We start from the raw sequence: 23,417 nt of genomic DNA, 5'->3' as shown, positions 1-23,417 counted from the left end.
CTAACGATCAGCTATTAACATTTCCCCAGCATTGCCCACGCGTCCCGATCATTGCGGCGGGCGTCTGCTTTCATTCGACTTCCTGTTCTTCTTTTTCGACAGGCGGATGCAGGCGCAACCGCGTCACCCGCCGCCCGTCGCTGCCGATAATCTCCAGCTTCCAGCCGCTTTCCTCATGATCGAGTATCTCGCCCGCATCCGGCACCCGGCCGGCAATGACGAAGGCAAGCCCTCCCAGCGTGTCGACATCTTCCTCCACATCGGCAAGGCGCGGATCGATTTCTTTCGCGACGTCTTCCAACTCGGCGCGCGCATCGGCCTCCCACAGCCCGCCTTCCAGCGGCACCATCAGCGCTTCGGGCGCGTCATCATGTTCATCCTCGACCTCGCCGACGATTTCCTCGACCAGATCCTCGAATGTCAGCAGCCCTTCGGTGCCCGAATATTCGTCCAGCACGATCGCCAGATGGGTCCGCTTGGCGCGCATCTCGGCCAGCAGGTCCAGCGCGCCCATGCTTTCGGGCACATAGAGCGGCTGGCGGATCAGCGGCTCCAGGCTGTCCGGCACGGGCGATTTGCCCGCAAGGATGGCGAATGCGTCGCGAATGTGGACCATGCCCACGATGGTATCCAGCGTCTCGCGATAGACCGGGATGCGGCTATGCCCGGCTTCGGCGAACAGTGCGGCCAATTCGGCAAAGCTCGCCCGTTCCTCGATCGCGATGATGTCGGCGCGCGGCACCGCCACGTCATCGACCGTATGCTCGGAAAAATGCAGGAGATTGCGGACCATCTGCCGCTCGATCGCGGACAGGTCCCCCTTGGCGGGAGCAGGAGCGCCGTCCTCCTGCTCATCCTCATCATATTCGTCGAGCGCCTCTTCCAGCTCGCGCCGCAGGCTGGGGCTCTCTTCCTCGCCGAACAGCAGCGACTTCAGGCCGCTCCATAAACCGCCTTCTTGACTACTACTGTCCGGTTCCTTTGAACCGTTGCCGTCCTTCGGACTGCCTTCAGCCATCGTTCTTCCTATTATCCTGTCAGGCGATCCCCATAGGGATCGGAAATGCCAAGGCTCAGCAGCGATTGCGTCTCCAACGCTTCCATCGCTTCCGCCTCGGCGTCCTCCATATGATCATATCCCAGCAAATGGAAAGTGCCATGAATGATGAGGTGCGTGGCGTGGTCGGCGACGGAGATGCCTTTTTCCGCCGCTTCCTGCGCGCAAACCCCCTCGGCCAGCACGATATCACCCAGCAGCACCTCGCCATCGTCGGTGTTGCCGGTCGCCTCCAACAGGTCATGCTGCACCATCGGGAATGACAGGACGTTGGTCGGCTTGTCCTTGTCGCGATAGGCACGGTTGAGGCCGTGCACTTCCTCGTCGCTGGTCAGCTTGACCGCGACCTCATACAGCGCCTCATCCGCTGCAAAGGCGGCATAGGGGCTATGGGTGATAGCCGCCACGACCGCCCGCTGCGCCAGCAGTTCCCAATCTTCCTTCGGCCAGCCTTCTTCCTGAAGGACCGCAACTTCAATCATTCAAATAAGCTCCGTTCGTTTCGGGCGAAGTCGAGAAACAGCGTCCCGCTCAAGCATCCGGCCCCTCATAGGCCTGCACGATCCGCCCGACGACCGGGTGGCGCACGACGTCGCCGATCCCGAACGGCACCACCGATATGCCTTCGACGCCCTCCAGCCGCGCCACGGCATCGGCAAGGCCGGATATGCCCGGCTGCGGCAAGTCCACCTGCCTCGGGTCGCCGCAGATCACCATCCGGCTCCCCTCGCCGAAACGGGTGAGGAACATCTTCATCTGCGCGATCGTCGTATTCTGCGCCTCGTCCAGCACGATGAAGGCGTTGGACAGCGTCCGCCCGCGCATGAAGGCGATCGGCGCGATCTCGATCTCTCCGCTCGCGATCCGCCGCTCCACCTGCTCGGCGGGCAGCGTGTCGTACAGCGCGTCATAGATCGGCCGCAGATAGGGATCGACCTTCTCCTTCATGTCGCCGGGCAGGAAGCCCAGCCGCTCGCCCGCCTCGACCGCCGGGCGTGAGAGGATCAGCCGGTCGACGCTGCCCGTGATCAGCTGGCTCACCGCCTGCGCGACGGCCAGGTAGGTCTTGCCCGTACCCGCCGGCCCCAGCGCAAAGATGATGTCGTTGCGGGTCAGCGCCTCCATATAGGTGACCTGCGTCGCGGATCGCGGCACGATCGTCTTCTTGCGCGTGCGGATCATCACCTTGGGCGGCTCGGCGACGTCATGTCGGATGATGCCGTCCAGCGTCGGTTCGGCGGACATGGCGATCACCGCCTCCACCGCGCCGCTGTCGATTTCCTGCCCCGCCGCGATCCGGTTGTAGAGGCCCGTCATCACGTCCCGCGCCCGCGCAGCCGCTTCCGCCTCGCCCTCGATCTGCAGCTTGTTGCCCCGCGCCGCGATATAGACGCCCAGCCGGTTCTCTATCGCCACCAGATTCTGGTCATATTGCCCGAACAGCGCGCCCAACAAGTGTGGCTTTTCGAAGGTCACTTCCAACCGGGCGCGTTCCGCCATGTCGCTGCGCTGGTTCTGGTTCGGTTTCTTCGACATTCAGCAGCCTCCCTTTCCTGTCGTCCTATCCGCAAGGGCGGATATCCATCTCTCGGGCCTTGATCCTGCCAGCCAGGTCCGGAGATGAGCTCCCGTTGCGCCGGGAACGACTTGGAATGGGTTCAAGCGGCTTTCCTCCTGCTGAGTTCGCCGGCCAGACTGTTCGGACCGGCACTGATGATATCCACTTCGACCATGTCGCCGATGAAAAGTTCCGGCGCCGTGACATGGACAGATTGCAGCCATGGCGTTTTTCCGATGAGCTGGCCGGGATGACGTCCCTTGCGCTCCAGCAGAATCTGCGTCTGCCGCCCGACGGTCGCCGCGTTGAACTCGACCTGATGCCGGTTGATCAGCGCCTGTAGCCGCGCCAGCCGCTCGTCCATAACCGCCGCCGGGATCTGCCCGTCCATGTCCGCCGCGGGCGTGCCGGGGCGGGGGCTGTATTTGAACGAATAGCATTGCGCATAGCGCACTTGCTCGACGATCTTCAGCGTATCCTCGAACTCCGCATCCGTCTCGCCGGGGAAGCCGACGATGAAGTCGCCCGACAGCGCGATGTCCGGCCGCGCCTCCCGCACCCGCTCGATGATCCGCAAATAGCTTTCCGCATCATGACTGCGGTTCATCGCCTTCAAGATGCGGTTGTTCCCCGACTGCACCGGCAGATGCAGGAAAGGCATCAGCTTGGGCTCGTCGCCATGCGCCGCGATCAGCCCGTCGCTCATGTCGTTGGGATGGCTGGTCGTGTAACGGATGCGCTCCAGCCCGCCGATCTTCGCCAGTTCACGCACCAGGCCGTCCATGCCCTGCATGCGCCCCTTGTCATCTTCGCCCGCCCAGGCATTCACATTCTGCCCAAGCAGCGTGATCTCGCGCACGCCGCCGTCAACCAGCGCCTTTGCCTCGTCCAGTATCGCGCCCCAGGTCCGGCTGATCTCCGCCCCGCGCGTATAAGGCACCACGCAATAGGTGCAGAATTTGTCGCACCCTTCCATGATCGTCAGGAAAGCCGTGGGCCGCGCCTGCTTGGTCCGCGCTGGCAGCGCGCCGAACTTCGACGCCAGCGGCATGTCGGTATCCACCGCTTCCTCGCCGCGCCCGGCTTTTTCGATCAGGTCGGGCAGCCGGTGATAAGCCTGTGGACCCACCACGATATCGACGCTTTTCGCGCGGCGGCTGATCTCGCTCCCTTCCGCCTGAGCTACGCAACCGGCGACCGCGATCATCGGCCGCGTGCCATCTTCTCGGTTCAACCGGCCGATGTCGGAATAGACCTTGTCCACCGCCTTTTCTCGGATGTGGCAAGTGTTGAGGATGACCAGATCAGCCTCCGCCCCGTCGGCCGCAGCGGTCATGCCCCGCTCGCCCAGCATCTCGGCCATGCGCTCGCCATCATAGACGTTCATCTGGCAGCCGAAGGATTTGACGTGGAATGTCGCTGGAGTCTTGGGGGCGTCGTTACGATTCATGTGGTCCAGCTATACAGGCGGCGACAGCGGAGCGAAAGGCGGCAGGTGCATGGCCATGCTCGTGGCGATCCGCTCCCGCGCCACCGCCGCCAATTGCTTGCGATCCGGGTAGAGCGCCGGATCAAACGGCTCCAAAAAACGCAGCGTCACCTCGATCCGGCCGGGCCGCTCCAGCAGCCGCTTGGCATTGCTGCCCGCCGGTTCATCGCTATGCCAGGCGATCTCATCCGTCGCTGCCCCATAATCGATATGCACAGGCTGGATCATAACCGCGCGCGGCGGGGGCAGCAGCACCGCCAGCAAGGACGGCTTGAACGGGAGCAAAGCCTGCCCATCGCTCGTCGTACCCTCCGGGAAAAGGGCGACCGGCTGATGCCCCGCCAGTGCGGCGCGCAACGCCTCGATCTGCCCGCCCAGCGCACCGCGCCGGTTCCGCGCCACGAACAGCGTATTATTCTGCGCCGCCAGCCAGCCGATCACCGGCCACCCGGCAATCCCGTCATGCGCGACGAAGGCAGCGCCGGTCGCGCCGCCCAGCGCCAATATATCGACCCAGCTGACATGATTGGCGATGATGAAGCTGTCGCCGTGAAAGGGATGCCCGTCCACCCGAACCCGCGCACCCACCCCGCGCGCCGCCATTCCCAGGAAGCGGCGGGGCCAGGGTGACCGGGCGCCCACGGCCCGCCACAGCAGATGCGGGATCAGGCAAAGCAGCAGCGACGCCGCCAGCGCGCTCAGCCGGTAGAAATAGCGCAGCCGCCGCAAGGCTGTCAGTTCTTGCGTTCCAGTGACACGCCGTACAATTCCATGCGGTGATCGACCAGGCGGAAACCCAGCTTCTCGGCGATCTGCTTCTGCAACTGTTCCAATTCCGGATCGACGAACTCGATCACGTTGCCGGTTTCGACATCGATCAGATGGTCGTGATGCGCTTCGGGTGCGGCCTCATAACGGGCACGGCCATCGCCGAAATCATGCCGGTCCAATATGCCTGCTTCCTCAAACAAGCGGACGGTGCGGTAAACGGTCGCGATCGAAATGCCGGGGTCGATGGCGGACGACCGCTTGTGCAGTTCCTCAACGTCCGGATGGTCGGACGCATCGCTCAGCACTTGAGCGATCACGCGGCGCTGTTCGGTGATGCGCAGGCCCTTCTCATGGCAAAGGGCTTCTACATCGATCTTGCGGTTCATGCGGGCTCGCTCATTGGGGTGTGTCAAATAATCAGCCGGAATCTAGCGGCATCGACGCCATTATAAAAGGGGCGCACGGCAAATGCGCCCCTTCTCATGACGGATCGTCCGTGCCGCTGCTTATTTCGCGCGCGTGCGGCGGCGCTTCGTGCCAAGGCCGATCTTCTTCGCCAGCGACCGGCGCTGTTCGGCATAGTTGGGCGCGACCATCGGATAGTCGGCGGGCAGGCCCCACTTCGCGCGATAATCTTCCGGCGTCATCTGATAATGAGTCATCAGGTGCCGCTTCAGCATCTTCAGCTTCTTGCCGTCTTCCAGGCAGATAATATAGTCGGGCTTGATCGAAGAACGCACCGACACGGCCGGTTCCGGCTTCACTTCCGGCGCAGCAGCAGGCTTGGCCAGCCCGGAAAGGGCTGCGTGTACGTTCTGGATAAGCGTCGAAACGTCAGATACGGCGACACTGTTGTTGGAAACATGTGCTGCAACAATATCCGAAGTCAAAGTAATGAGCAGCTCGCTCTGGGCTGATTCGATTTCCATTTCTTTTATCCCGCGAATGCTGAATGTAATGCGACCCGCCCAAGTAAATTCGTTTCAGGAGCGGTATGTCTGCGTTATACCCTGATCTTCCCTTTAGCAAGGGCGATCAGTCTATCCCAGCATTTCTATACGAAAGCTGAGGGCGTCATGAAGTTGACCGTCCGCTCCCCGGTAATAACCAGGGCGCCTATGCACATATTCAAATCCCGTTTTTTCATACAGCTTGACGGCTGTATTTGACGAACGGACTTCAAGGTTCATGGATTTTATACCACGGCGTCGCGCTGTCTTCAGGCTGTCGATCAACAGTTCGCGGCCAATGCCTTTGCCGCGCCATGCCGGATGGACGGCCAGCAGCAGCAATTCACATTCGTCGAGCACCGATCGGACGAGGGCAAAGCCCAGCGCCGCCGCATCGACCCGGGCGATGGTGAGCCAGGTGCCCGGCATCATCATGACGCCCGACAGTTGCGGCAATGTCCACGCCTCTCCATAAGCAGGGTCGAACGCTTGGCCCATGACGTCCATCGCGTCGGCCAGCGCATTGCGCTCGCCATCCTCATACATGTCCAGAACCAGGCCGGGGATCATGAACGGGCCTGCTGCGGCATGGGCAGCGCGTCCGCTTCACGACAATAAATGGGGGAAGGCGGCAGCGGCGCGAGACCTGCGATGAGCGGGAAGTCGGCGGAGTTGGGATAAAGGCTGACGGCGGTGCCATGGCCGCGCGCCGTCACCAAAACTTCGGCGCCGGTCCCGTAAATCATGGGCTGATCCAGCATCGTGGCGAGCGTCGCGATCGGTGTCGACGCTGGATGCGTGACAGCGGTCAGGCCGTCGGCGTCGAAACATTGCCAAAACAATTCGCCATGCCCTCCGGTGATGGTGACCGCGATCGGCCCTCCATCCTGATCCTGACTTTGCGCCGCCTTGGCCGCAATCAGCGACAGCGCGCAATATCCATGGAGCGGCAGGGACCAGGCCAGGGCAAGTGCCCGCGCAGCTGCGATCCCGATGCGAACCCCCGTGAAGCTTCCGGGGCCAAGGTCCACGGCGATCGCGTCGGCCCGGCCGCCATCGGGCAGGGCGGCGATGGCTGGCACCAGCGCTTCGGCATGGCCTCGGCCGACGACTTCGTGGAAATGACCGATCGTCTTGCCGTCATCGAGCAGCGCCACGGACAGCGCCTGCGTAGCGGTGTCGATGACGAGAGTGCGCAAGAAAATCCCCTATGAGAAAAGCGGACGGGCGTGATGGGTTATGCGACGCGGTTAGTCGATCCGGATCGATTTGCCAAACGCCGCCGCTCCTGTTTCAGACGGCGCGTACTTCCGTCACCTCGGGAACATAATGTTTCAGCAGTTGCTCGATGCCGTTCTTCAACGTGGCACTCGATGACGGGCAGCCGGAACAGGCGCCCTGCATCCGCAGATAGACCGTCCCGCGATCGAAGCCACGATAGACGATGTCGCCGCCGTCATTGGCGACGGCGGGCCGCACGCGCGTGTCGATCAGGTCGCGGATCTGCGCGACGATCTCCGCATCGGCCGGGTCGTCGGCAAATTGCTCTTCTTCCTCGGGGATGAAGATCTCGCCCGCCGATCCAGGCGTGAACAGCGGCATGTTCGCCGAAAAATGCTCCAGCAGGATCGACAGGATATCCGGTTTCACGTCGCTCCACTGCGCGCCGGGCGCGATCGTGACCGAAATGAAGTCGCCGCCGAAAAAGACGCCGGTCACGTCGCCCAGGCCGAATAGCGCAGAGGCGAGGGGGGAAGCTTCGGCTTCCTCGGGCGTCGCGAAATCGCGCGTGCCCATGCCCATGACCACCCGGCCGGGGATGAACTTGACGGTCGCCGGATTGGGCGTTGGTTCGGTCTCGATCAGCATGGCCGCTATGTGGAGAGAAGGGGGCGCAAGATCAAGCGTCCAGACGGGCTTTTGGGGGAACTTCGCCAGTTGCTGTCGATTAAACCCATGTTTGGATGAACAGGAGAATGAGGATGAGCAACGAGTCCGATATCCGCCATCGTTTCTGGACCGAATTGTCGGAAAGCCCCTTTCTGATGATTGGATTGCAGGGATCGCATGAACATAGCCTCCCGATGACCGCGCAGCTTGATCCTGGCGCGAACCACTGCTTCTGGTTCTACACGACGAAGGAAAATCGTCTCGCTGCCGGTGGCCCCGCGATGGCGCAGTTTTCGGGCAAGGGCCATTATCTCTTCGCGTGCATCGACGGCACCCTTGTGGAGGAAACCGATCCGGCGGTGATCGACCGCTATTGGACCCACGAAGTCGCGGCCTGGTATCCGGGCGGGCGGCAGGATCCAAATCTGCTCATGCTCCGCTTCGACCTTGGCCATGCGGAAATCTGGCGCGCCGACATGTCGCTCGGCGGCGTCTTCAAGCAGCTGTTCGGCGGCGATGTGCGTGACGAAATGCGCGGCAAGCATGTGGAAGTGTCGCTCTAATCTGTCTTCAATCTGCGGTCGAAGGGCTCCGTTCGCGCGGGGCCCTTGCTTTTTTGCATGAATGAATGCATATGCGGCGCAGCGCAGCGGGCGGCCTTCATGGCCCATTAGCGATTGGCAGCGTGATCGTTCCGGCCCTTTGAACATAAAGGGTTGCGGGGCCGGCCAATGAAAGTCTGCGCCAAGCTTTTGAGGCTTCCCTATTCACGCGGGTCGTTTCGCAACCCGCCTTGCGTCCAGTTGCGATATGCAACTCGTTGGCGCCTGAGCCTTTTTATTTCGAGAGTTCATTCATGCATTTCACCGACCTTGGTCTCGCCGAGCCCATCCTGAAGGCGCTCGCCGCCAAGAAATACGCCAATCCCACCCCCATCCAGACGCAGGCGATCCCCGTTCTGCTTCAGGGCAAGGACCTGTGCGGCATCGCGCAAACCGGCACCGGCAAAACCGCTGCCTTCGCGCTTCCGAGCCTCGACTATTTCGCCCGCAATCCCAAGCCGACTCCGCTGCAGGGTTGCCGGATGCTCGTCCTTTCCCCAACTCGCGAACTCGCCGCCCAAATCGCGCAGAGCTTCCGCGACTATGGCCGCTTCATGAAGCTGTCGGTCGAAGTCGTCTTCGGCGGCGTGCCAATCAACAAGCAGATCCGCGCACTAGGCCGCGGCGTCGACATCGTCGTTGCCACGCCCGGCCGTCTCCTCGACCTGATCGACCAGCGCGCATTCACCATCAAGGACACGGAAATCTTCGTCCTCGATGAGGCCGACCAGATGATGGACATGGGCTTCATCCATCCGCTGAAGCGTATCGCCAAGCTGCTGCCCAAGGACCGGCAGAACCTCTTCTTCTCCGCCACCATGCCCGGAGAGATCGAGGCACTTGCCGCGCAGTTCCTGCATGATCCGGTCAAGGTCAGCGTCGCCCCGCAATCCACCACTGCCGAACGCGTCCGCCAGCAGGCGACCTTCGTCAACCAGGCGGAAAAGCAGGCGCTGCTGAACCTCACCATCCGGAACGAGCCGATCGACCGTGCGCTGATCTTCACCCGGACCAAGCACGGCGCCGATCGCGTCGTCCGCTTCCTCGAAGGTGCTGGCATTCAGGCCGTGGCTATTCATGGCAACAAGAGCCAGGCGCAGCGCACCACGGCTCTCCAGGCATTCCGTCATGGTCATGTGAAGCTGCTCGTCGCCACCGACATCGCCGCGCGCGGCATCGACGTGTCCGGCGTCAGCCATGTCATCAATTTCGAGCTTCCCAATGTGCCCGAGCAATATGTCCACCGCATCGGCCGCACGGCACGGGCAGGGGCGGAAGGCGTCGCCATCAGCTTCGTGGCCGATGATGAGCGGCCCTATCTGAAAGCGATCGAACGGACCACCAAGGTGAAGCTCGATATCGTGCCCCTGCCGGAGAACTTCGTCGAAGCTGTCCGCAATCTTCCCAAGGCAGCGCCGCAGCGCAAGGGCCGCGAGCAGACGCCGGAGCAGAAGGCACGCCGCGCCGATGGCCAGCGCCGCTATCAGGATCAGCAGAAGCAGCAGCCGCGCGGCACCGCCGAACGCGCCCATCGTCCCGATGGCGATGCCAAGCCCGCAAAGAAGAACTTCCGCCGCAACCGGGGCGGCGTCGGCGCGCACAAGGGTGCCGTGCAGAAAACCGGGGGCCGCTGAAGTTCGACAGGATGGCGCTGCGCGGCGCCGTCCTGAATCCTGCGGAGAGCCGGGATGCTCTTTGTCAGTAGCCATTCAGAATTTTGGCTCTAGGCTATGACGCCATGAGCTTTTCTTTCCGGCGTCCTGCCGTTTCGCTGTCCGTCATCGCACTGCTGCTGTCGGGCTCGCCTGCGTCCCTTTCGGCTCGAACTGATCCGACGACCACGAAAGCGGCCCCTGTTGCCGGTAGTGCGCAGGCGCAGGTCAGGCCATGGCTCTACGAAAATAGCGACGTGCCCATCGACCCGGCCTGGCGGTTCGGCACGTTGCCCAACGGCCTGCGCTATGCCGTCCGCCGTAACGGCGTTCCGCCCGGCCAGGTTTCGGTGCGCCTTCGCATGGACGTCGGCTCCTTGATGGAGCGGCCGGATGAGCAGGGCTACGCGCATTTCATGGAGCATCTGACCTTTCGCGGATCGCGCCACGTGCCCGACGGCGAATCCAAGCGGATATGGCAGCGGCTCGGCGTGACCTTCGGCAGCGACAGCAACGCGCAGACGACCCCCACCGGCACCACCTATGCGTTGGACCTGCCGCAAGCGACGCCAGCAAGTCTTGGCGAGAGCATGAAGATCCTTGCCGGTATGATGGCCGACCCCAACATCATCGACAGCGCTGTGGCGGCGGAGCGCGCGGTCGTGCTCGCCGAACGCCGCGAAGGCGATGGGCCGCAAATGCGCATCTCCGACGCGAGCCGCCGCCATTTCTTCGCCGGTCAGCCCCTTGCCGATCGCAGCCCGATCGGAACGGTCGCAACGCTGAATGCCGCCACCGCAGCCCGGATGGAAGCTTTCCATCAGCGTTGGTATCGTCCGGAAAATGCGGTGATCTCGATCGCTGGCGATATCGATCCCGCTGTTGCGGAGCAGATGATCAAGGACAATTTCGCGTCCTGGTCCGTCCCAGGGAAAGGCGCTGCGCTGCCAGACTTCGGCGAGCCGAATCCCAAGGCTCCCGCGACCAGCGTCGCCGTCGAACCCGGTGCGCCCACGGGCCTGACCATGGCGTGGCTGCGCCCATGGAAGCCGCATGCGGACACGATCGTCTATAATCAGGACAAGCTGACAGACATGCTCGCGCTGCAGATCATCAGCCGCCGCCTTGAACAGGTTGCCCGCAGCGGTGGCAGCTTCATTCAGGCAAGCGTCGATCAGCAGGATGTCAGCCGATCGGCAGACGGCACTTTCGTGACGATCGTCCCGTCGGGCGACAATTGGGAAAAGGCGCTCGGTGACGTGCGGGCCATTATCGAGGACGCAAAGGCCAGCCCGCCCAGCCAGCTCGAAATCGACCGCGAATATGCGCAGATCGACACCGCACTGGCTATCCAGGTCGAAAATGCCGATACGGAAGCTGGCGCCAAGCAGGCCAGCGATCTGGTCAGTGCAGTGGACATTCGGGAAACGACAGTCAGTCCTCAAGCCGCGCTCGACATATTCCGCTCCGGCAAACCGGCGATGACGCCCCAGAAGATACTGGATTCGACCCGCCGCCTATTCTCGGCTGGCGTGTTCCGGGCGCTTTTGATCACAGGCAAGCTTGTACCCGGAGCCGACGCCAAACTCGCCGCAGCCGTAGCTGCGCCCGTCAAGGCGGCCACCAACGCCCGGCTGGCGGACAAGGCGGTCACCATGGCGGATCTGCCAAAGCTCGGAGCGCCGGGGAAAGTGGTCTCCAGGACACAGGTCGGGCTCCCCGGCATGGAGAGCATCACTTTTGCCAACGGTGTGAAGCTCACCTTGTTCGCCAATGATGCGGAAACGGAAAAGGTGCGGATCAATGTCCGTTTTGGGCATGGTCAGCAGGCCTTTTCCCCAACCAAGCCGGTTCCGGGTTGGGCGGCCAACTATGCTCTGGTGGCGAGCGGCATCGGCAAGCTTGGCCAGCGTGAATTGGACGACCTCACGAACGGCCGCCGCATGGGGATGGATTTCTCCATCGACGACGACGCCTTCGAAATGCAGGCCGTGACACGCCCCGCCGATTATCGGGACCAGCTACAATTGTTCGCGACCAAATTGGCCGCGCCTGGTTGGGACCCGGCGCCGATCGCGCGGGTCAAGACGGGCACCGCCGTTGCCTATGACGCCATGGGCCGCGCCCCGGATTCGGTGCTGGCGCGCGATCTCAATTGGCTGCTGCACGACAAGGATGTGCGCTTCCGCACGCCATCGCGCGAGGAAATCGATGCGCTGACCCCGCAGGCGTTCCGCGCAACCTGGGAACCGCTGCTCGCGTCCGGACCGATCGAGGTGCAGATATTCGGCCAGGTGAAGCCGGATGAGGCGATACAGGCAGTGGCAGCAACTTTCGGCGCCCTGCCGGCCCGGGCGGATGTCCCCGTTCCTGCCGTGAACAAGCAGATGCGTTTCCCCGCTCCTGTCTCAACGCCTGTGGTCCTGCGTCACAAGGGCGACAAGGAACAGGCAGCCGCCGTCATGGCGTGGCCGACGGCGGGCGGCTTCACGCTCACGAAGGAAGCGCGGCAGCTCGAAATATTGACCCAGATTTTCAACGATCGTCTGTTCGACCGGTTGAGATCGACGGAAGGTGCCGCCTACTCGCCGAGCGTGCAGAATAACTGGCCTTTCTCGTATGAAAGTGGCGGCTACATTCTGGTGACCAGCCAGGTTCGGCCCGACCGCGTCAACTATTTCTACGGCGTTGTTAAGGACACGGCGGCCGACCTCGCCAAAAATCCGGTAAGCGATGATGAATTGCAGCGTGCCGTCGCGCCGATGCGCCAGCTTTTGATGCGGGCGAGCACTGGCAACGCCTTCTGGATGAACCAGATGGAAGGCGCGACCCAGAACCCGCAATATGTCCAGGCCATGCAGACCATGGCCAAGGACATGCTGTCGGTAACGCCCGCCCAGCTCCAGGCGCTTGCCGCCAAATATTTGATCGCTGGCAAGAGCTGGTCAGCCGTCGTCCTGCCCGAGGGCGTGGAAGCGCGCTGAAAGGGCAGCTGCTTTGACGGCAAGAAGCAGGAAGCCAATGCCGCACCAAGCGGATTATGCTGCGGCCCATCCATCAGCAGAAGGGCCGCGCCATGACATCCGCCTTTGACATATTTCCGTCGCCGGTCGGCGATCTCACCATGATCGTCAGCGACATGGGCCTTGCCGCGCTTCTATGGGAAAATGATGACCCGCGCCGTGTGCGGATAGACCGCGGAGAGAGGGTGCCAGGCCATCCGCTGCTCGGCGAAACTTCGAGGCAACTGGGCGCCTATTTTTCAGGCCACCTGACCAGCTTTGATCTGCCGCTCGATTTCCAGGGCACCGCCTTTCAGAAACAGGTCTGGGCGGCTCTGCTTCGCATCCCGTTCGGAGAAGTGCGCAGTTACGGCGCGATAGCAGCGGACATCGGCCGCCCTACGGCATCGCGTGCGGTCGGGGCGGCGAACGGGCGCAATCCGATCTCCATCATCGCGCCATGCCACAGGGTGATCGGATCGGCGGGAGCGCTGACCGGCTTTGCTGGTGGCCTCGAGGCCAAGCGATACCTGCTGGATCATGAGCAGGCGGTGCTTAAAAATGGAGGAAAGTGGCGCACCCAAGAGGATTCGAACCTCTGGCCTTTGCCTTCGGAGGGCAACGCTCTATCCAGCTGAGCTATGGGTGCGTGTCGCTTGGTGCGAAGCGCCGCTTAGCAAAGCACAACTGCTGACGCCAGCACCAAAATAGCGACGCGCCGACTATTTGATCTTCTTCATCGGTTGGAACTTGCCGAGCCCGCAGCTCGCGCCTCGCATCAGGTTGGGCGAGCTGTACAACACCGTGATTATGTCCACCGAGCAGAGCTGCGAAAGGCTCGTCTTGTACATGAAACGGCGCTCGAAGCCGAGGCTGGGGCAGCTGTTTGGCAGGATGTTGCGGTATACCTTGTTGCCGTTCAGAATAAAGTCGATCGTCCGGTCGTCGCGGACATCGGTCTGCCGGATCGAATTTATCTGCACGCAGTCAACGGGCTTGCCATTCGCAACCAGATTGTCAGGCCGCGTCTTGGCGGTCGCTGGGGCGACCAGGGACATGAGGGCCACGGCGACGCCCAGCCGCAGCGCTGGGGAAACAGGGACGGACATGCTTGTCTCTCCTCATTATCGTTAAGGGGCACACGTCGCCAACAGACGCGTACCGACTGTTTCATAGCATAGCTTGTCTGAACCGCAGGATAATGGCGAAGGGTCAGCCGGTTTTCGATGCGGCTTTGGGAGGAGGGGTCTTGGGCTTGTAGCGGCAAAAATCTGCCACGATGCAGCGCCAGCATTCCGGCCGCCGTGCCTTGCATACATATCGGCCGTGAAGGATGAGCCAATGGTGCGCATCCCGGCGAAAAGGGCCAGGGACCCGCTTCTCCAGCTTGAGTTCGACAGCGAGGGGCGTCTTCCCGGGGGCAAGGCCGGTGCGATTGCCGACGCGGAAAATATGTGTGTCGACCGCGAAGGTTTCGTGCCCGAAAGCCGTGTTCATCACCACATTGGCGGTTTTCCGCCCGACCCCCGGCAGCGTGGTCAGCACATCGCGGTCCTGCGGCACCTCTCCGCCGAAATCGCGCTCCAAGATTTCCGAAAGGGCGATGACATTCTTTGCCTTGGCATTGAACAGGCCGATCGTCTTGATGTGCTGCTTCAGCCCTTCCTCGCCCAGCGCTACCATCTCGGCAGGCGTCTCCACCTGCTGGAAAAGCGCACGCGTCGCCTTGTTGACGCCCACGTCCGTCGCCTGTGCGGACAGGACGACCGCGACCAGAAGCTGATAGTCGTTGCCATATTCCAGCTCGGTGCGGGGCGCCGGATTGGCTTCCGCAAGGCGGCTGAAAAAATCGAAGATTTGATCCTTGTTCATCGCCGGATCAAAGGCCAAGCACCGCCTTCATGTCATAGCGTCCGGCAGGCTGGCCGATCAGCCAGTTCGCACCCTTTACAGCGCCACGTGCGAAGATGACCCGGCTTTCGGCGCGATGGCCAAGTTCGATCCGTTCGCCATCGGCCGCGAAGATCACTTGATGGTCGCCCGCTACCGATCCGCCACGCAAGGCGGCGAAGCCGATCGTACCTTGCTTGCGCGCGCCCGTGATCCCGTCACGCCCGCTTTCGCTGTTGGCGGCTAGATCGATGCCTCGCCCATGGGCTGCCGCGTTCCCCAAGAGGAGGGCAGTACCGGACGGCGCATCGACCTTGTGCCGGTGGTGCATTTCGACAATCTCGATGTCCCAGTCATCGCCCAGGCGCGCAGCGGCCTGGTCGACCAGCGCCGCCAGCAGGTTTACGCCGAGTGACGTGTTTCCCGTCTGCAGAACCGGAATGTGCTGCGCGGCGCTGTCGATCAGCTGATGGTGCGCCTGCTCAAGTCCAGTAGTGCCGATCAGCACGGGCTTACCTGCGTCGAGGCAGGCATCGAGATGGGCGGCAAGGGCGCCAGGAACGGAAAAGTCGATCAGCACGTCGCTCTTATGGGCGAGTGCGAGCGGATCGGCCGTGATGGGCATACCCGGCAGCAGATCACCGCCGCCGTCGCGATCCGTCCCGCCGCTGATGGTCAGCCCCGCTTCAACGGCGACTTGGGCGATCGCGCGCCCCATGCGGCCTGCTGCGCCGAATAATCCGATCTTCGTCATGATGCCGCTCATCCCTGGAAATCTGCTCGCCCGATGCCAGAATGGTTCTGGCTTGTCATCTGCGAAGCTGTAGCTTTCGGCCGGAACAGGAGACATGATGGCACGATGGAAGACATCCGCAATATCGTGATCCTGACCGGCGCGGGCATTTCGGCCGAGAGCGGCCTCGCGACTTTTCGTGGGCCCGACGGTTTGTGGGAAGGGCATCGGGTCGAAGATGTCTGCACGCCAGAGGCGCTGGAGCGCAATGCTGCGCTGGTGCATCGCTTCTATGACGAGCGGCGCGCGAAATTGAACGAAGTTCAACCTAATGCCGCTCATCACGCCTTGGCGGAACTGGACGCTCGATGGCCCGGCGATCTGCTCATCGTCACCCAGAATGTCGATGATCTTCATGAACGAGCCGGCGCCCGGCGCCTGATCCATATGCATGGGGAGCTTCGGTCCGCACTCTGCACTGCCTGCGGCGAGTCATTGCCCTGGTCCGACCCGCTGCCGCCCGGCTCGCAATGCCCGGCCTGCAGCAGGAAAAGCCTGCGTCCCGACATCGTCTTCTTCGGTGAAATGCCCTATCAGATGGACTTCATCGATACGGCACTGCGACGGGCAGACCTGTTTCTATCCATAGGCACGTCCGGAGCGGTATATCCAGCCGCAGGTTTCGTCCAAACGGCACGCCACGCAGGGGCACGCACGTTGGAATTGAATCTGGAACCCTCTGCAGGCAGCTTCTATTTTGAAGAGAGCCGCATCGGCCCGGCCAGCGAACTTGTACCGGATCTCGTCCGGCGACTGCTGGCCTAGATCCCGCTGTCTCCTGTGATGGGGGCGTCGCGGTAAAGAAGCATGATCGACCCGTCGTCTCCGCTCACCGCCCGTACGGGCAAGCGAGATTGAAGTAGCGACAGGAACTTGCCGCTGTCGCCTATGTGGAATTCACCGCCGATGCGCAGCGCGGATACGCGGGCATCTCCGATCAGGATCGGCGCGTCCCGGTAGCGATTAAACTCCCCGGCCGCCTGTTCGATGGTTTCCCCCTCCAGGTGCACCAATTGCTTACGCCATGCCGTGCGTTGCCGGACGACATTTGGGTCGAGCCGGGTCAGCACGAAGCTTCGTGGCTGCAGCACCGCGCCATTACCCGCAGCGACCTGGCGCGGCGGGCGATTGCCGCAACTCACGATGGCGGTGCCCTTTGTAACCGTCAGTTCGATCAGGGATGGCCGAAGGCGCAGGTTCAGCGCCGTATCCCGCGCGCGCACGATTGCAGACCGTGCCTCCACATCGAATTCGCGCTGCGCGTCCGGGGCAACCTCGATAGCGGCTTCTCCCTTCAACAGCCTAACCTTGCGGCCGTTGCTCGTGAAGCGGACATCGACCGCGCTGTCGCTGTTGAGGTGAAGGCGGGAACCATCAGGCAAAATGATCGTGCGGATTTCGCCGATTCGCGTTTCGTGATGATCGACATCGTTAAAGGTGCGGACCGTGACGATCGCGGCAAGGATGAACAGGATCACCGCAATGCCAGCGACGATCATTATATTGCGCGACAGGCGGCGCTGCTGCTCTTCAGTAACGACCTCGCTGACGGGGGGCAGATTGACCTCAGCCGCCGCGCTTTTCAGTCGTTCCGCAGCTTCCCAGGCAGCCTCCGCGCGCGCATAAGCGATTGCGTGGCGCGGATCTGCTTCGATCCAGGCGCAAATGTCGGCTTCGTCTTGGGCAGTCGGATTGCTGTTAAGCTTTGCCAGCAGGCGCGCGGCTTCCGCCTCGACCTCTTCCCTGCTTTGTGATCCTGGCCCCGACGCTTGCACGTTCGAAATCCGTTTCCTCGCGTTCTGACCAAGCCCGCATAACTATAGCGATGGCTTTGGCCAGATGTTTTTCAACTGTAGAAACGGATAGGGACATCTCCGCCGCTATTTCGAGCATCGACCTTTCGTGAATCCGTCGAAGGATAAAAACCCTACGGCATTGCGGCGGCAGGGATTCCACGATGGCTTCGATCTGGCGCAGCGCCTCGCGTGCGTGCAGTTGAGCTTCGACATTGCTGTTGCCTTGCAACAGCTCAAGGTCTGCGATGGTTTCGAAACTCACCACCTTGTTGCGCCGGGCATTGTCGATCACCAGGTTGCGGGCGATGGTGAACAGGTATGCGCGTCCTGTGGTGACATTTTCCCAATTTTCGGTGGCGAAGGCGCGGGCCATGACCTCTGCCACCATGTCGTCAAGCTCATGGGTGGAAGGGAGTATCCTCCGGAGCCGACCGCGAAGGGCGGCTTCTTGAGGAAGAATTACGGTCTTGAACCAGTCTAACTTGGCGCGAACACGATGCACGTTGACCCCCTTGATGTCAGCCGCGCCTCTCCCGCTTTCTTTTATCTGTCACAGTTCAATCATGCTTGCAGGGGCCTGTCCAGCGCCGGAAGGTCGATCTGGATAAAGCGGCGAAAAATTTTCGCCGCCCGTGTAAATTTCGCACGGAATCAGGATCAGTCCGGTGGAAGCTCCGGGACCGAGCGGTCCGGCTGATCATAATCTGGCTGCGTGGGCACGACTTCCGGCGGCTCGCCCGCTGGGGTTTCATCCGGGGTCGAAGGCGGGGGCGACTCTGGTGGAGACTGCGGCTGGATCGTATCGGGCGGGGGGACGCCGATCGGCTCGGGGTCGGGCTGAGTGGCCATGCTTTTCTCCTTCGTTGAAGGCTACGCGCGGGGGCTTGCGCAAGTTCCAGGCAAGTTATCCACATTTGCTTGCCTCCCCGGATGCTTTTCTCTATGCCGCGCCGACCGGCGGCCGATGCGGGCGTGGCGAAACTGGTAGACGCGCCAGATTTAGGTTCTGGTATCGCAAGATGTGGGGGTTCGAGTCCCTTCGCCCGCACCAGTGCGCCCGGCTTGGATCATGTCAGGCGCCACCTGAATTCAGCTGAAGAAAGCGTTTGAGAGAAGAGATGCAGACTGTCGAGACGTTGAACGAGGGCCTGAAGCGCGCCTACACCGTGACCATCACGTCGAAGGACATCGACGCCCGCGTGGAAAAGGAAGTGGCCACGATTGCGCCGCAGGTCCGCATGCCCGGTTTCCGCCCTGGCAAGGTTCCCGCCAACCTCGTCAAGAAGATGCATGGGGAATCGCTGCAGCGCGACGCGCTCAACAATTCGATCCAGGAAAGCATTCAGAAGCTGATCGCTGACAACAAGCTGCGCCCCGCGATGCAGCCGTCCGTCGAGCTGGACGAAGGCTTTGAGTTCGGCAACGACGCCGAGGTGAAGGTCGAGCTGGAAGTGCTGCCTGAAATCGCCGCGCCCAGCATCGAAGGTTTGAAGCTGGAGCGCCTGACGGTCGAAGTCGCCGATTCGCAGGTCGATGAGGCTGCTGGCCGCATCGCGACCCAGCAGGGCGCGCTGGAAGAACATGCCGCTTCGCACAAGGCGAAGGATGGCGACACGCTGACCATCGATTTCGTCGGTAAGGTCGACGGCGAAGCCTTTGAAGGCGGTTCGGCCGAAGATGTGAAGCTCAAGATCGGTTCGGGCCAGTTCATCCCGGGCTTCGAAGAGCAGCTGACCGGCGTCAAGAAGGGCGAAGAAAAGACCATCAGCGTCACCTTCCCCGAAGATTATGGCGCGGCGCATCTGGCTGGCAAGGAAGCTACCTTCGATGTGACGGTGAAAGCCATCCTGGATGCCGACAAGCCCAAGCTGGACGATGATTTCGCCAAGTCGCTCGGTCTTGAAGGTCTGGATAAGCTCAAGGAGCTTCTGAAGGGCCAGATCGAGCAGGAGCATAACGGCCTGACCCGCACCTATATGAAGCGCAAGCTGCTCGATCAGCTGGCTGCTGCGCATGATTTCGACGTGCCGCCGAGCATGGTGGAAGCCGAATTCAACCAGATCTGGGCCCAGCTTCAGCATGAAGCCAGCCATGAGGCTGATCCGGAAGCCGCTCTGAAGGAAATGGAAGCGGAGAAGGAAGATTATCGCGCCATCGCCGTTCGTCGCGTGCGCCTCGGTCTTCTGCTCTCGGAAATCGGCCAGGCCAATGGGGTGACCGTTTCCGACCAGGAAATGAACCGTCTGATCATGCAGGCTGCTCAGCAGTACAGCCCGCAGGATCGTGAGCGCTTCGTTCAATATGTCCGCCAGGATCCGATGGCGGCCGCCCAGCTGCGCGCGCCGCTTTACGAGGACAAGGTCGTCGACTTCCTGTTCGACAAGGCCGAAGTCACCGATCGTGCCGTCAGCCGCGAAGAGCTGGAAGCTGCGATCGAAGCGGAAGATGGCGATCTGAAGCCCCACGTACACGGCCCCGGCTGCGGCCATGATCACCATGATCATGACGAAAAGCCCAAGGCCAAGAAGGCTGCGCCCAAGAAGAAGGCGGCCGAAGCTGAGGAAGCAGCGCCCGCGGCGGAAGAAGCCCCTGCCAAGAAGGCTCCCGCGAAGAAGGCTGCTGCCAAGAAGGATGAGGCCGTAGCTGAAGAAGCCGCCGCTGAGGAAAAGCCCAAGGCGAAGAAGGCTGCTCCGAAGAAGGCTGCCGCCAAGGCTGAATAAGGCTCTCAACGCCTGAACGGACGAGCGCCCGGCTTCGACAGGAAGCGCGGGCGCTTTTCCTTTGGCGAGGGGCAGACGAAATATTAATCTTGGCCGTCCTAGCGAGGGGGCGTTCGGCGGAAGGCATGGGGCAGATGAAGGAATTTCCGGCAGTGGCAAGCGGGCAGGGGGCGACGGGTCCTCGCATTGCCGTGATCCTGCCCTGCTATAATGAAGCCGGCGCCATCGTGAAGACGGTGCAGGACTTCCGCCGTGCGCTCCCGGCAGCCGACATCTATGTCTTCGACAATAACAGCACTGACGGCAGCTACGAACTGGCCGCCAATGCGGGCGCTATCGTCCGGCGAGTGACCCAGCAGGGAAAGGGCCATGTCGTCCGGCGCATGTTCGCCGATGTGGACGCGGACATCTATGTCATGGCGGATGGGGACGCGACCTACGAAGCGGCCGCCGCGCCCCGGCTTATCGCCGCGATGTTGGAAGATAATCTCGACATGGTCGTCGGCGCACGGCGGAGCGAGGTTGAGGAAGCTTATCGGCGGGGCCATCGCTTCGGCAACTGGGCGCTTACCAGCCTGTTGAAGCAGCTGTTCGGGCGGAGCTTCACCGACATATTGACGGGCTACCGCGTCTTCTCACGCCGGTTCGTGAAGAGTTTTCCAGTGCTTTCGGCTGGCTTCGAGATCGAAACGGAAATCAGTGTCCACGCGCTCGAACTGGCCATGCCCGTGTCTGAAATCATGACCGCTTATGGTGCGCGGCCGGAAGGCTCGGCCAGCAAGCTGTCGACCTACCGCGATGGCTGGCGCATCCTGCGTACGATCTTCACACTCTACCGCATCGAAAAGCCGATACTTTTCTTCGGCATCTTCGCGGTGTTGCTGGCGCTGACGGGGATCATCCTCGCAACGCCGCTGATCATCACCTATCTTGAGACCGGGCTTGTTCCCCGCTTCCCCACCGCGATCCTCGTCACTGGTTTGATGATCCTCGCGACGCTGTCGGGAATGTGCGGGCTAATCCTGGACACCGTCGTGCGCGGGCGGCGGGAAGTCCGCCGCCTGGCCTATCTCACCTTCCGCGCGCCGTCGGATTTCGGACCACGCGATTGAAGCTGCGACAGCTCCTCACAGTACCCCTTGAACCTGCCCGCTTTTGTGCCGATGTAGAGAGCGGGCAAAAATCACCCTGAAAGAGCAAAATGACCGATATCATGTCTGATCCGATGGCTGCGCTTGTTCCTATCGTCATCGAACAATCCAATCGCGGCGAGCGCAGTTTCGACATTTATTCCCGCCTGCTGCGTGAACGGATCATCTTCGTGACCGGTCAGGTCGAGGATCATATGGCCTCGCTGATCGTCGCCCAGCTCCTGTTCCTCGAGTCGGAAAATCCGAAGAAGGACATCTGGATGTACATCAACTCGCCGGGCGGTGTCGTTACGGCGGGCATGGCGATCCACGATACCATGAAATATATCCGCCCGCAGGTCGGCACCGTCTGCATCGGTCAGGCCGCTTCGATGGGCAGCTTCCTGCTTGCCGCCGGTGAGCCGGGCAAGCGCATCGCGCTGTCCAACGCGCGCATCATGGTGCACCAGCCGTCGGGCGGCGCTCAGGGCATGGCGTCGGACATCGAGATTCAGGCGAAGGAAATCCTGAGGATTCGCCGCCGCCTGAACGACCTTTATGTCAAATATACCGGCAAGTCGCTGGAAGAGGTAGAGCGGGCTATGGACCGCGATACCTTCCTCGAAGCGGAAGAGGCGAAGGCTTTCGGCCTTGTGGACGAGGTATTTGACCGCCGTCCGGCCGCTCCCGAAACGACTGACAGCTGACATGGATCTTAATCGCGCGCGCTGTTTTCTCCCCTTGTGAAACCAGCGCGACGCGGTCTAGGATGATCCTAGGACCAGAATATCCCTCGCCGTCGCGGTTTTTCGCTTGGGGCAGGGAGGAAAGATTGGCGAATGACTAAGCTTACAGGCTCCGATTCCAAAAGCACGCTTTACTGCTCCTTCTGCGGCAAGTCGCAGCATGAGGTGCGTAAGCTGATCGCGGGGCCGACCGTCTTCATCTGCGACGAGTGCGTGGAACTGTGCAACGACATCATCCGCGAAGAGACCAAGGGCGGTCTCGTCGGCAAGAAGGATGGCGGCGTGCCGACCCCGCAGGAAATCTGCGATGTGCTGGACGATTATGTGATCGGCCAGAACCGGGCGAAGCGCGTCCTGTCGGTCGCGGTCCACAACCACTATAAGCGCCTGAACCACGGCACCAAGCCGGGCGAGGTGGAACTGGCCAAATCGAACATCCTGCTCGTCGGCCCCACCGGCTGCGGCAAGACGCTGCTCGCGCAGACGCTGGCCAAGACGTTCGACGTGCCCTTCACCATGGCCGACGCCACGACCCTGACCGAGGCGGGCTATGTGGGCGAGGATGTCGAGAACATCATCCTCAAGCTGCTCCAGGCCTCCGACTATAATGTCGAAAAGGCGCAGCGCGGCATCGTCTACATCGACGAGATCGACAAGATCAGCCGCAAGGCCGAGAATCCCTCGATCACACGCGACGTGTCTGGCGAGGGCGTGCAGCAGGCGCTGCTGAAGCTGATGGAAGGTACGACCGCTTCGGTTCCGCCGCAGGGCGGCCGCAAGCATCCGCAGCAGGAGTTCCTGCAGGTCGACACGACCAACATCCTCTTCATCTGCGGCGGCGCGTTCGCGGGCCTGGAAAAGATCATCGGTGACCGTCTGGAAGCCAAGTCGATCGGCTTCGGCGCCCATGTGGCAGCCCCGGAGGAGCGCAGGACTGGCGAATTGCTGCGCCAGAGCGAACCGGAAGATCTGCTGAAGTTCGGCCTCATTCCCGAGTTCGTCGGACGTCTGCCCGTGATCGCGACGCTGGAAGATCTGGACGTCGCCGCGCTGGTCAAAATTCTGGTCGAGCCCAAGAACGCGCTGGTGAAGCAATATGGCAAGCTGTTCGACATGGAAAATGTCGAACTCAGCTTCACCGACGACGCTCTGACGGCGATCGCCCGGAAGGCGATCGAGCGCAAGACGGGGGCACGCGGCCTGCGGTCCATCCTGGAATCGATCCTGCTCGACACCATGTTCGACCTTCCTTCTATGGAAGGCGTCGGCGAGGTGGTCGTGGACAAGGATGTCGTAGCCGGGACGAAGGAACCTATCCGCGTTTTCAGCGACAAGGATAAGCGCGCCGAAGACGCAGCCTGAGGGCACTAG

24 protein-coding genes, 2 tRNA genes and 1 pseudogene are annotated in these 23,417 nt (G+C 62.0%); 10 read left to right on the top strand and 17 right to left on the bottom strand.

Annotated features, from left to right (window positions below):
* Positions 1–70 precede the first annotated feature (70 nt).
* The 10 genes from SPHS8_RS04705 to SPHS8_RS04660 form a co-directional block, all read right to left on the bottom strand.
* Positions 71–1,018: a hemolysin family protein gene (locus SPHS8_RS04705; protein WP_201514403.1), complete on the bottom strand. Its 948-nt coding sequence runs from the start codon at positions 1,016–1,018 to the stop codon at positions 71–73.
* Between the two features lie 11 nt (positions 1,019–1,029).
* Positions 1,030–1,539 (bottom strand): rRNA maturation RNase YbeY, encoded by a 510-nt coding sequence (gene ybeY, locus SPHS8_RS04700; protein ID WP_201514400.1) that lies wholly within the window; start codon positions 1,537–1,539, stop codon positions 1,030–1,032.
* 49 nt (positions 1,540–1,588) lie between these two features.
* Positions 1,589–2,593, bottom strand: a complete 1,005-nt coding sequence (locus tag SPHS8_RS04695; RefSeq protein WP_201514391.1) for a PhoH family protein — start codon at positions 2,591–2,593, stop codon at positions 1,589–1,591.
* A gap of 122 nt (positions 2,594–2,715) precedes the next feature.
* Positions 2,716–4,065, bottom strand: coding sequence for a tRNA (N6-isopentenyl adenosine(37)-C2)-methylthiotransferase MiaB (miaB, locus tag SPHS8_RS04690; RefSeq protein WP_201514388.1), 1,350 nt, complete (start codon positions 4,063–4,065; stop codon positions 2,716–2,718).
* A gap of 9 nt (positions 4,066–4,074) precedes the next feature.
* Entirely contained in the window at positions 4,075–4,707 is a 633-nt protein-coding gene (locus SPHS8_RS04685) for a lysophospholipid acyltransferase family protein (protein WP_443018564.1), read from the bottom strand.
* 131 nt (positions 4,708–4,838) lie between these two features.
* Positions 4,839–5,261 carry a Fur family transcriptional regulator gene (locus tag SPHS8_RS04680; RefSeq protein ID WP_097091818.1) on the bottom strand — a complete coding sequence of 141 codons (423 nt, stop codon included), beginning with the start codon at positions 5,259–5,261 and terminating at the stop codon, positions 4,839–4,841.
* Positions 5,262–5,381: 120 nt separating this feature from the next.
* Positions 5,382–5,804: a MucR family transcriptional regulator gene (locus SPHS8_RS04675; RefSeq protein WP_097091816.1), complete on the bottom strand. Its 423-nt coding sequence runs from the start codon at positions 5,802–5,804 to the stop codon at positions 5,382–5,384.
* Positions 5,805–5,915: 111 nt separating this feature from the next.
* On the bottom strand, positions 5,916–6,395 hold the full coding sequence (gene rimI / locus SPHS8_RS04670; protein ID WP_201514386.1) for a ribosomal protein S18-alanine N-acetyltransferase: 480 nt from the start codon (positions 6,393–6,395) through the stop codon (positions 5,916–5,918).
* The gene (tsaB, locus tag SPHS8_RS04665) at positions 6,392–7,024 is read right to left on the bottom strand and encodes a tRNA (adenosine(37)-N6)-threonylcarbamoyltransferase complex dimerization subunit type 1 TsaB (protein ID WP_201514382.1); all 633 of its coding nucleotides are present in this window, start codon (positions 7,022–7,024) and stop codon (positions 6,392–6,394) included. The genes rimI and tsaB overlap by 4 nt, the downstream gene beginning before the upstream one ends.
* 94 nt (positions 7,025–7,118) lie before the next feature.
* On the bottom strand, positions 7,119–7,694 hold the full coding sequence (locus SPHS8_RS04660) for a NifU family protein (protein ID WP_097091812.1): 576 nt from the start codon (positions 7,692–7,694) through the stop codon (positions 7,119–7,121).
* 113 nt (positions 7,695–7,807) lie between these two features.
* Here SPHS8_RS04660 and SPHS8_RS04655 point away from each other — a divergent pair, with 113 nt between their 5' ends.
* From SPHS8_RS04655 to SPHS8_RS04640, 4 genes and pseudogenes are all read left to right on the top strand, one after another.
* Positions 7,808–8,278 (top strand): pyridoxamine 5'-phosphate oxidase family protein, encoded by a 471-nt coding sequence (locus tag SPHS8_RS04655; RefSeq protein ID WP_201514380.1) that lies wholly within the window; start codon positions 7,808–7,810, stop codon positions 8,276–8,278.
* A 293-nt stretch (positions 8,279–8,571) separates the two neighbouring features.
* Positions 8,572–9,951 carry a DEAD/DEAH box helicase gene (locus tag SPHS8_RS04650; RefSeq protein WP_201514373.1) on the top strand — a complete coding sequence of 460 codons (1,380 nt, stop codon included), beginning with the start codon at positions 8,572–8,574 and terminating at the stop codon, positions 9,949–9,951.
* A 104-nt stretch (positions 9,952–10,055) separates the two neighbouring features.
* Positions 10,056–12,953, top strand: a complete 2,898-nt coding sequence (locus SPHS8_RS04645) for a M16 family metallopeptidase (RefSeq protein ID WP_201514371.1) — start codon at positions 10,056–10,058, stop codon at positions 12,951–12,953.
* Positions 12,954–13,045: 92 nt separating this feature from the next.
* Positions 13,046–13,519: pseudogene (locus SPHS8_RS04640) on the top strand (methylated-DNA--[protein]-cysteine S-methyltransferase); the annotation flags it as partial.
* Between the two features lie 24 nt (positions 13,520–13,543).
* On the opposite strand, the gene SPHS8_RS04635 reads toward SPHS8_RS04640, so the two are convergent.
* From SPHS8_RS04635 to dapB, 4 genes are all read right to left on the bottom strand, one after another.
* Positions 13,544–13,620, bottom strand: a tRNA-Arg gene (locus SPHS8_RS04635).
* A gap of 73 nt (positions 13,621–13,693) precedes the next feature.
* Positions 13,694–14,080, bottom strand: a complete 387-nt coding sequence (locus tag SPHS8_RS04630) for a hypothetical protein (RefSeq protein ID WP_097091739.1) — start codon at positions 14,078–14,080, stop codon at positions 13,694–13,696.
* 103 nt (positions 14,081–14,183) lie between these two features.
* Positions 14,184–14,843, bottom strand: a complete 660-nt coding sequence (nth, locus tag SPHS8_RS04625; RefSeq protein ID WP_201514370.1) for an endonuclease III — start codon at positions 14,841–14,843, stop codon at positions 14,184–14,186.
* 7 nt (positions 14,844–14,850) lie between these two features.
* Positions 14,851–15,615, bottom strand: coding sequence for a 4-hydroxy-tetrahydrodipicolinate reductase (dapB, locus tag SPHS8_RS04620; protein WP_201514369.1), 765 nt, complete (start codon positions 15,613–15,615; stop codon positions 14,851–14,853).
* 105 nt (positions 15,616–15,720) lie between these two features.
* Here dapB and SPHS8_RS04615 point away from each other — a divergent pair, with 105 nt between their 5' ends.
* Positions 15,721–16,419, top strand: a complete 699-nt coding sequence (locus tag SPHS8_RS04615; RefSeq protein ID WP_201514368.1) for an NAD-dependent deacylase — start codon at positions 15,721–15,723, stop codon at positions 16,417–16,419.
* Here the strand turns inward: SPHS8_RS04615 and SPHS8_RS04610 are convergent.
* The 3 genes from SPHS8_RS04610 to SPHS8_RS04600 all read right to left on the bottom strand — a co-directional run bounded on the left by SPHS8_RS04610 (position 16,416) and on the right by SPHS8_RS04600 (position 18,299).
* Entirely contained in the window at positions 16,416–17,429 is a 1,014-nt protein-coding gene (locus tag SPHS8_RS04610) for a FecR family protein (protein ID WP_201514367.1), read from the bottom strand. The genes SPHS8_RS04615 and SPHS8_RS04610 overlap by 4 nt on opposite strands.
* Positions 17,353–17,952 (bottom strand): RNA polymerase sigma factor, encoded by a 600-nt coding sequence (locus SPHS8_RS04605; protein ID WP_201514364.1) that lies wholly within the window; start codon positions 17,950–17,952, stop codon positions 17,353–17,355. The genes SPHS8_RS04610 and SPHS8_RS04605 overlap by 77 nt, the downstream gene beginning before the upstream one ends.
* A gap of 155 nt (positions 17,953–18,107) precedes the next feature.
* The gene (locus tag SPHS8_RS04600; protein ID WP_097092813.1) at positions 18,108–18,299 is read right to left on the bottom strand and encodes a hypothetical protein; all 192 of its coding nucleotides are present in this window, start codon (positions 18,297–18,299) and stop codon (positions 18,108–18,110) included.
* Positions 18,300–18,416: 117 nt separating this feature from the next.
* Between SPHS8_RS04600 and SPHS8_RS04595 the strand changes: the two genes are divergently transcribed.
* The 5 genes from SPHS8_RS04595 (at position 18,417) to clpX (ending at position 23,408) form a co-directional block, all read left to right on the top strand.
* Positions 18,417–18,501, top strand: a tRNA-Leu gene (locus tag SPHS8_RS04595).
* Between the two features lie 67 nt (positions 18,502–18,568).
* The gene (tig, locus tag SPHS8_RS04590; protein ID WP_201514363.1) at positions 18,569–20,170 is read left to right on the top strand and encodes a trigger factor; all 1,602 of its coding nucleotides are present in this window, start codon (positions 18,569–18,571) and stop codon (positions 20,168–20,170) included.
* Between the two features lie 134 nt (positions 20,171–20,304).
* Positions 20,305–21,282: a glycosyltransferase family 2 protein gene (locus tag SPHS8_RS04585; protein ID WP_201514359.1), complete on the top strand. Its 978-nt coding sequence runs from the start codon at positions 20,305–20,307 to the stop codon at positions 21,280–21,282.
* Between the two features lie 89 nt (positions 21,283–21,371).
* A complete protein-coding gene (gene clpP, locus SPHS8_RS04580) occupies positions 21,372–22,007 on the top strand; it encodes an ATP-dependent Clp endopeptidase proteolytic subunit ClpP (RefSeq protein ID WP_097091734.1) in 636 nt (211 codons plus the stop codon).
* Positions 22,008–22,139: 132 nt separating this feature from the next.
* Positions 22,140–23,408 carry an ATP-dependent Clp protease ATP-binding subunit ClpX gene (gene clpX / locus SPHS8_RS04575; protein ID WP_201514356.1) on the top strand — a complete coding sequence of 423 codons (1,269 nt, stop codon included), beginning with the start codon at positions 22,140–22,142 and terminating at the stop codon, positions 23,406–23,408.
* Positions 23,409–23,417 lie beyond the last annotated feature (9 nt).

Origin of the sequence: Sphingobium sp. S6, assembly GCF_905120495.1 — a bacterium.
GTDB lineage: Bacteria > Pseudomonadota > Alphaproteobacteria > Sphingomonadales > Sphingomonadaceae > Sphingobium > Sphingobium agri.
This window is presented reverse-complemented; position numbering and strand designations above follow the sequence as displayed.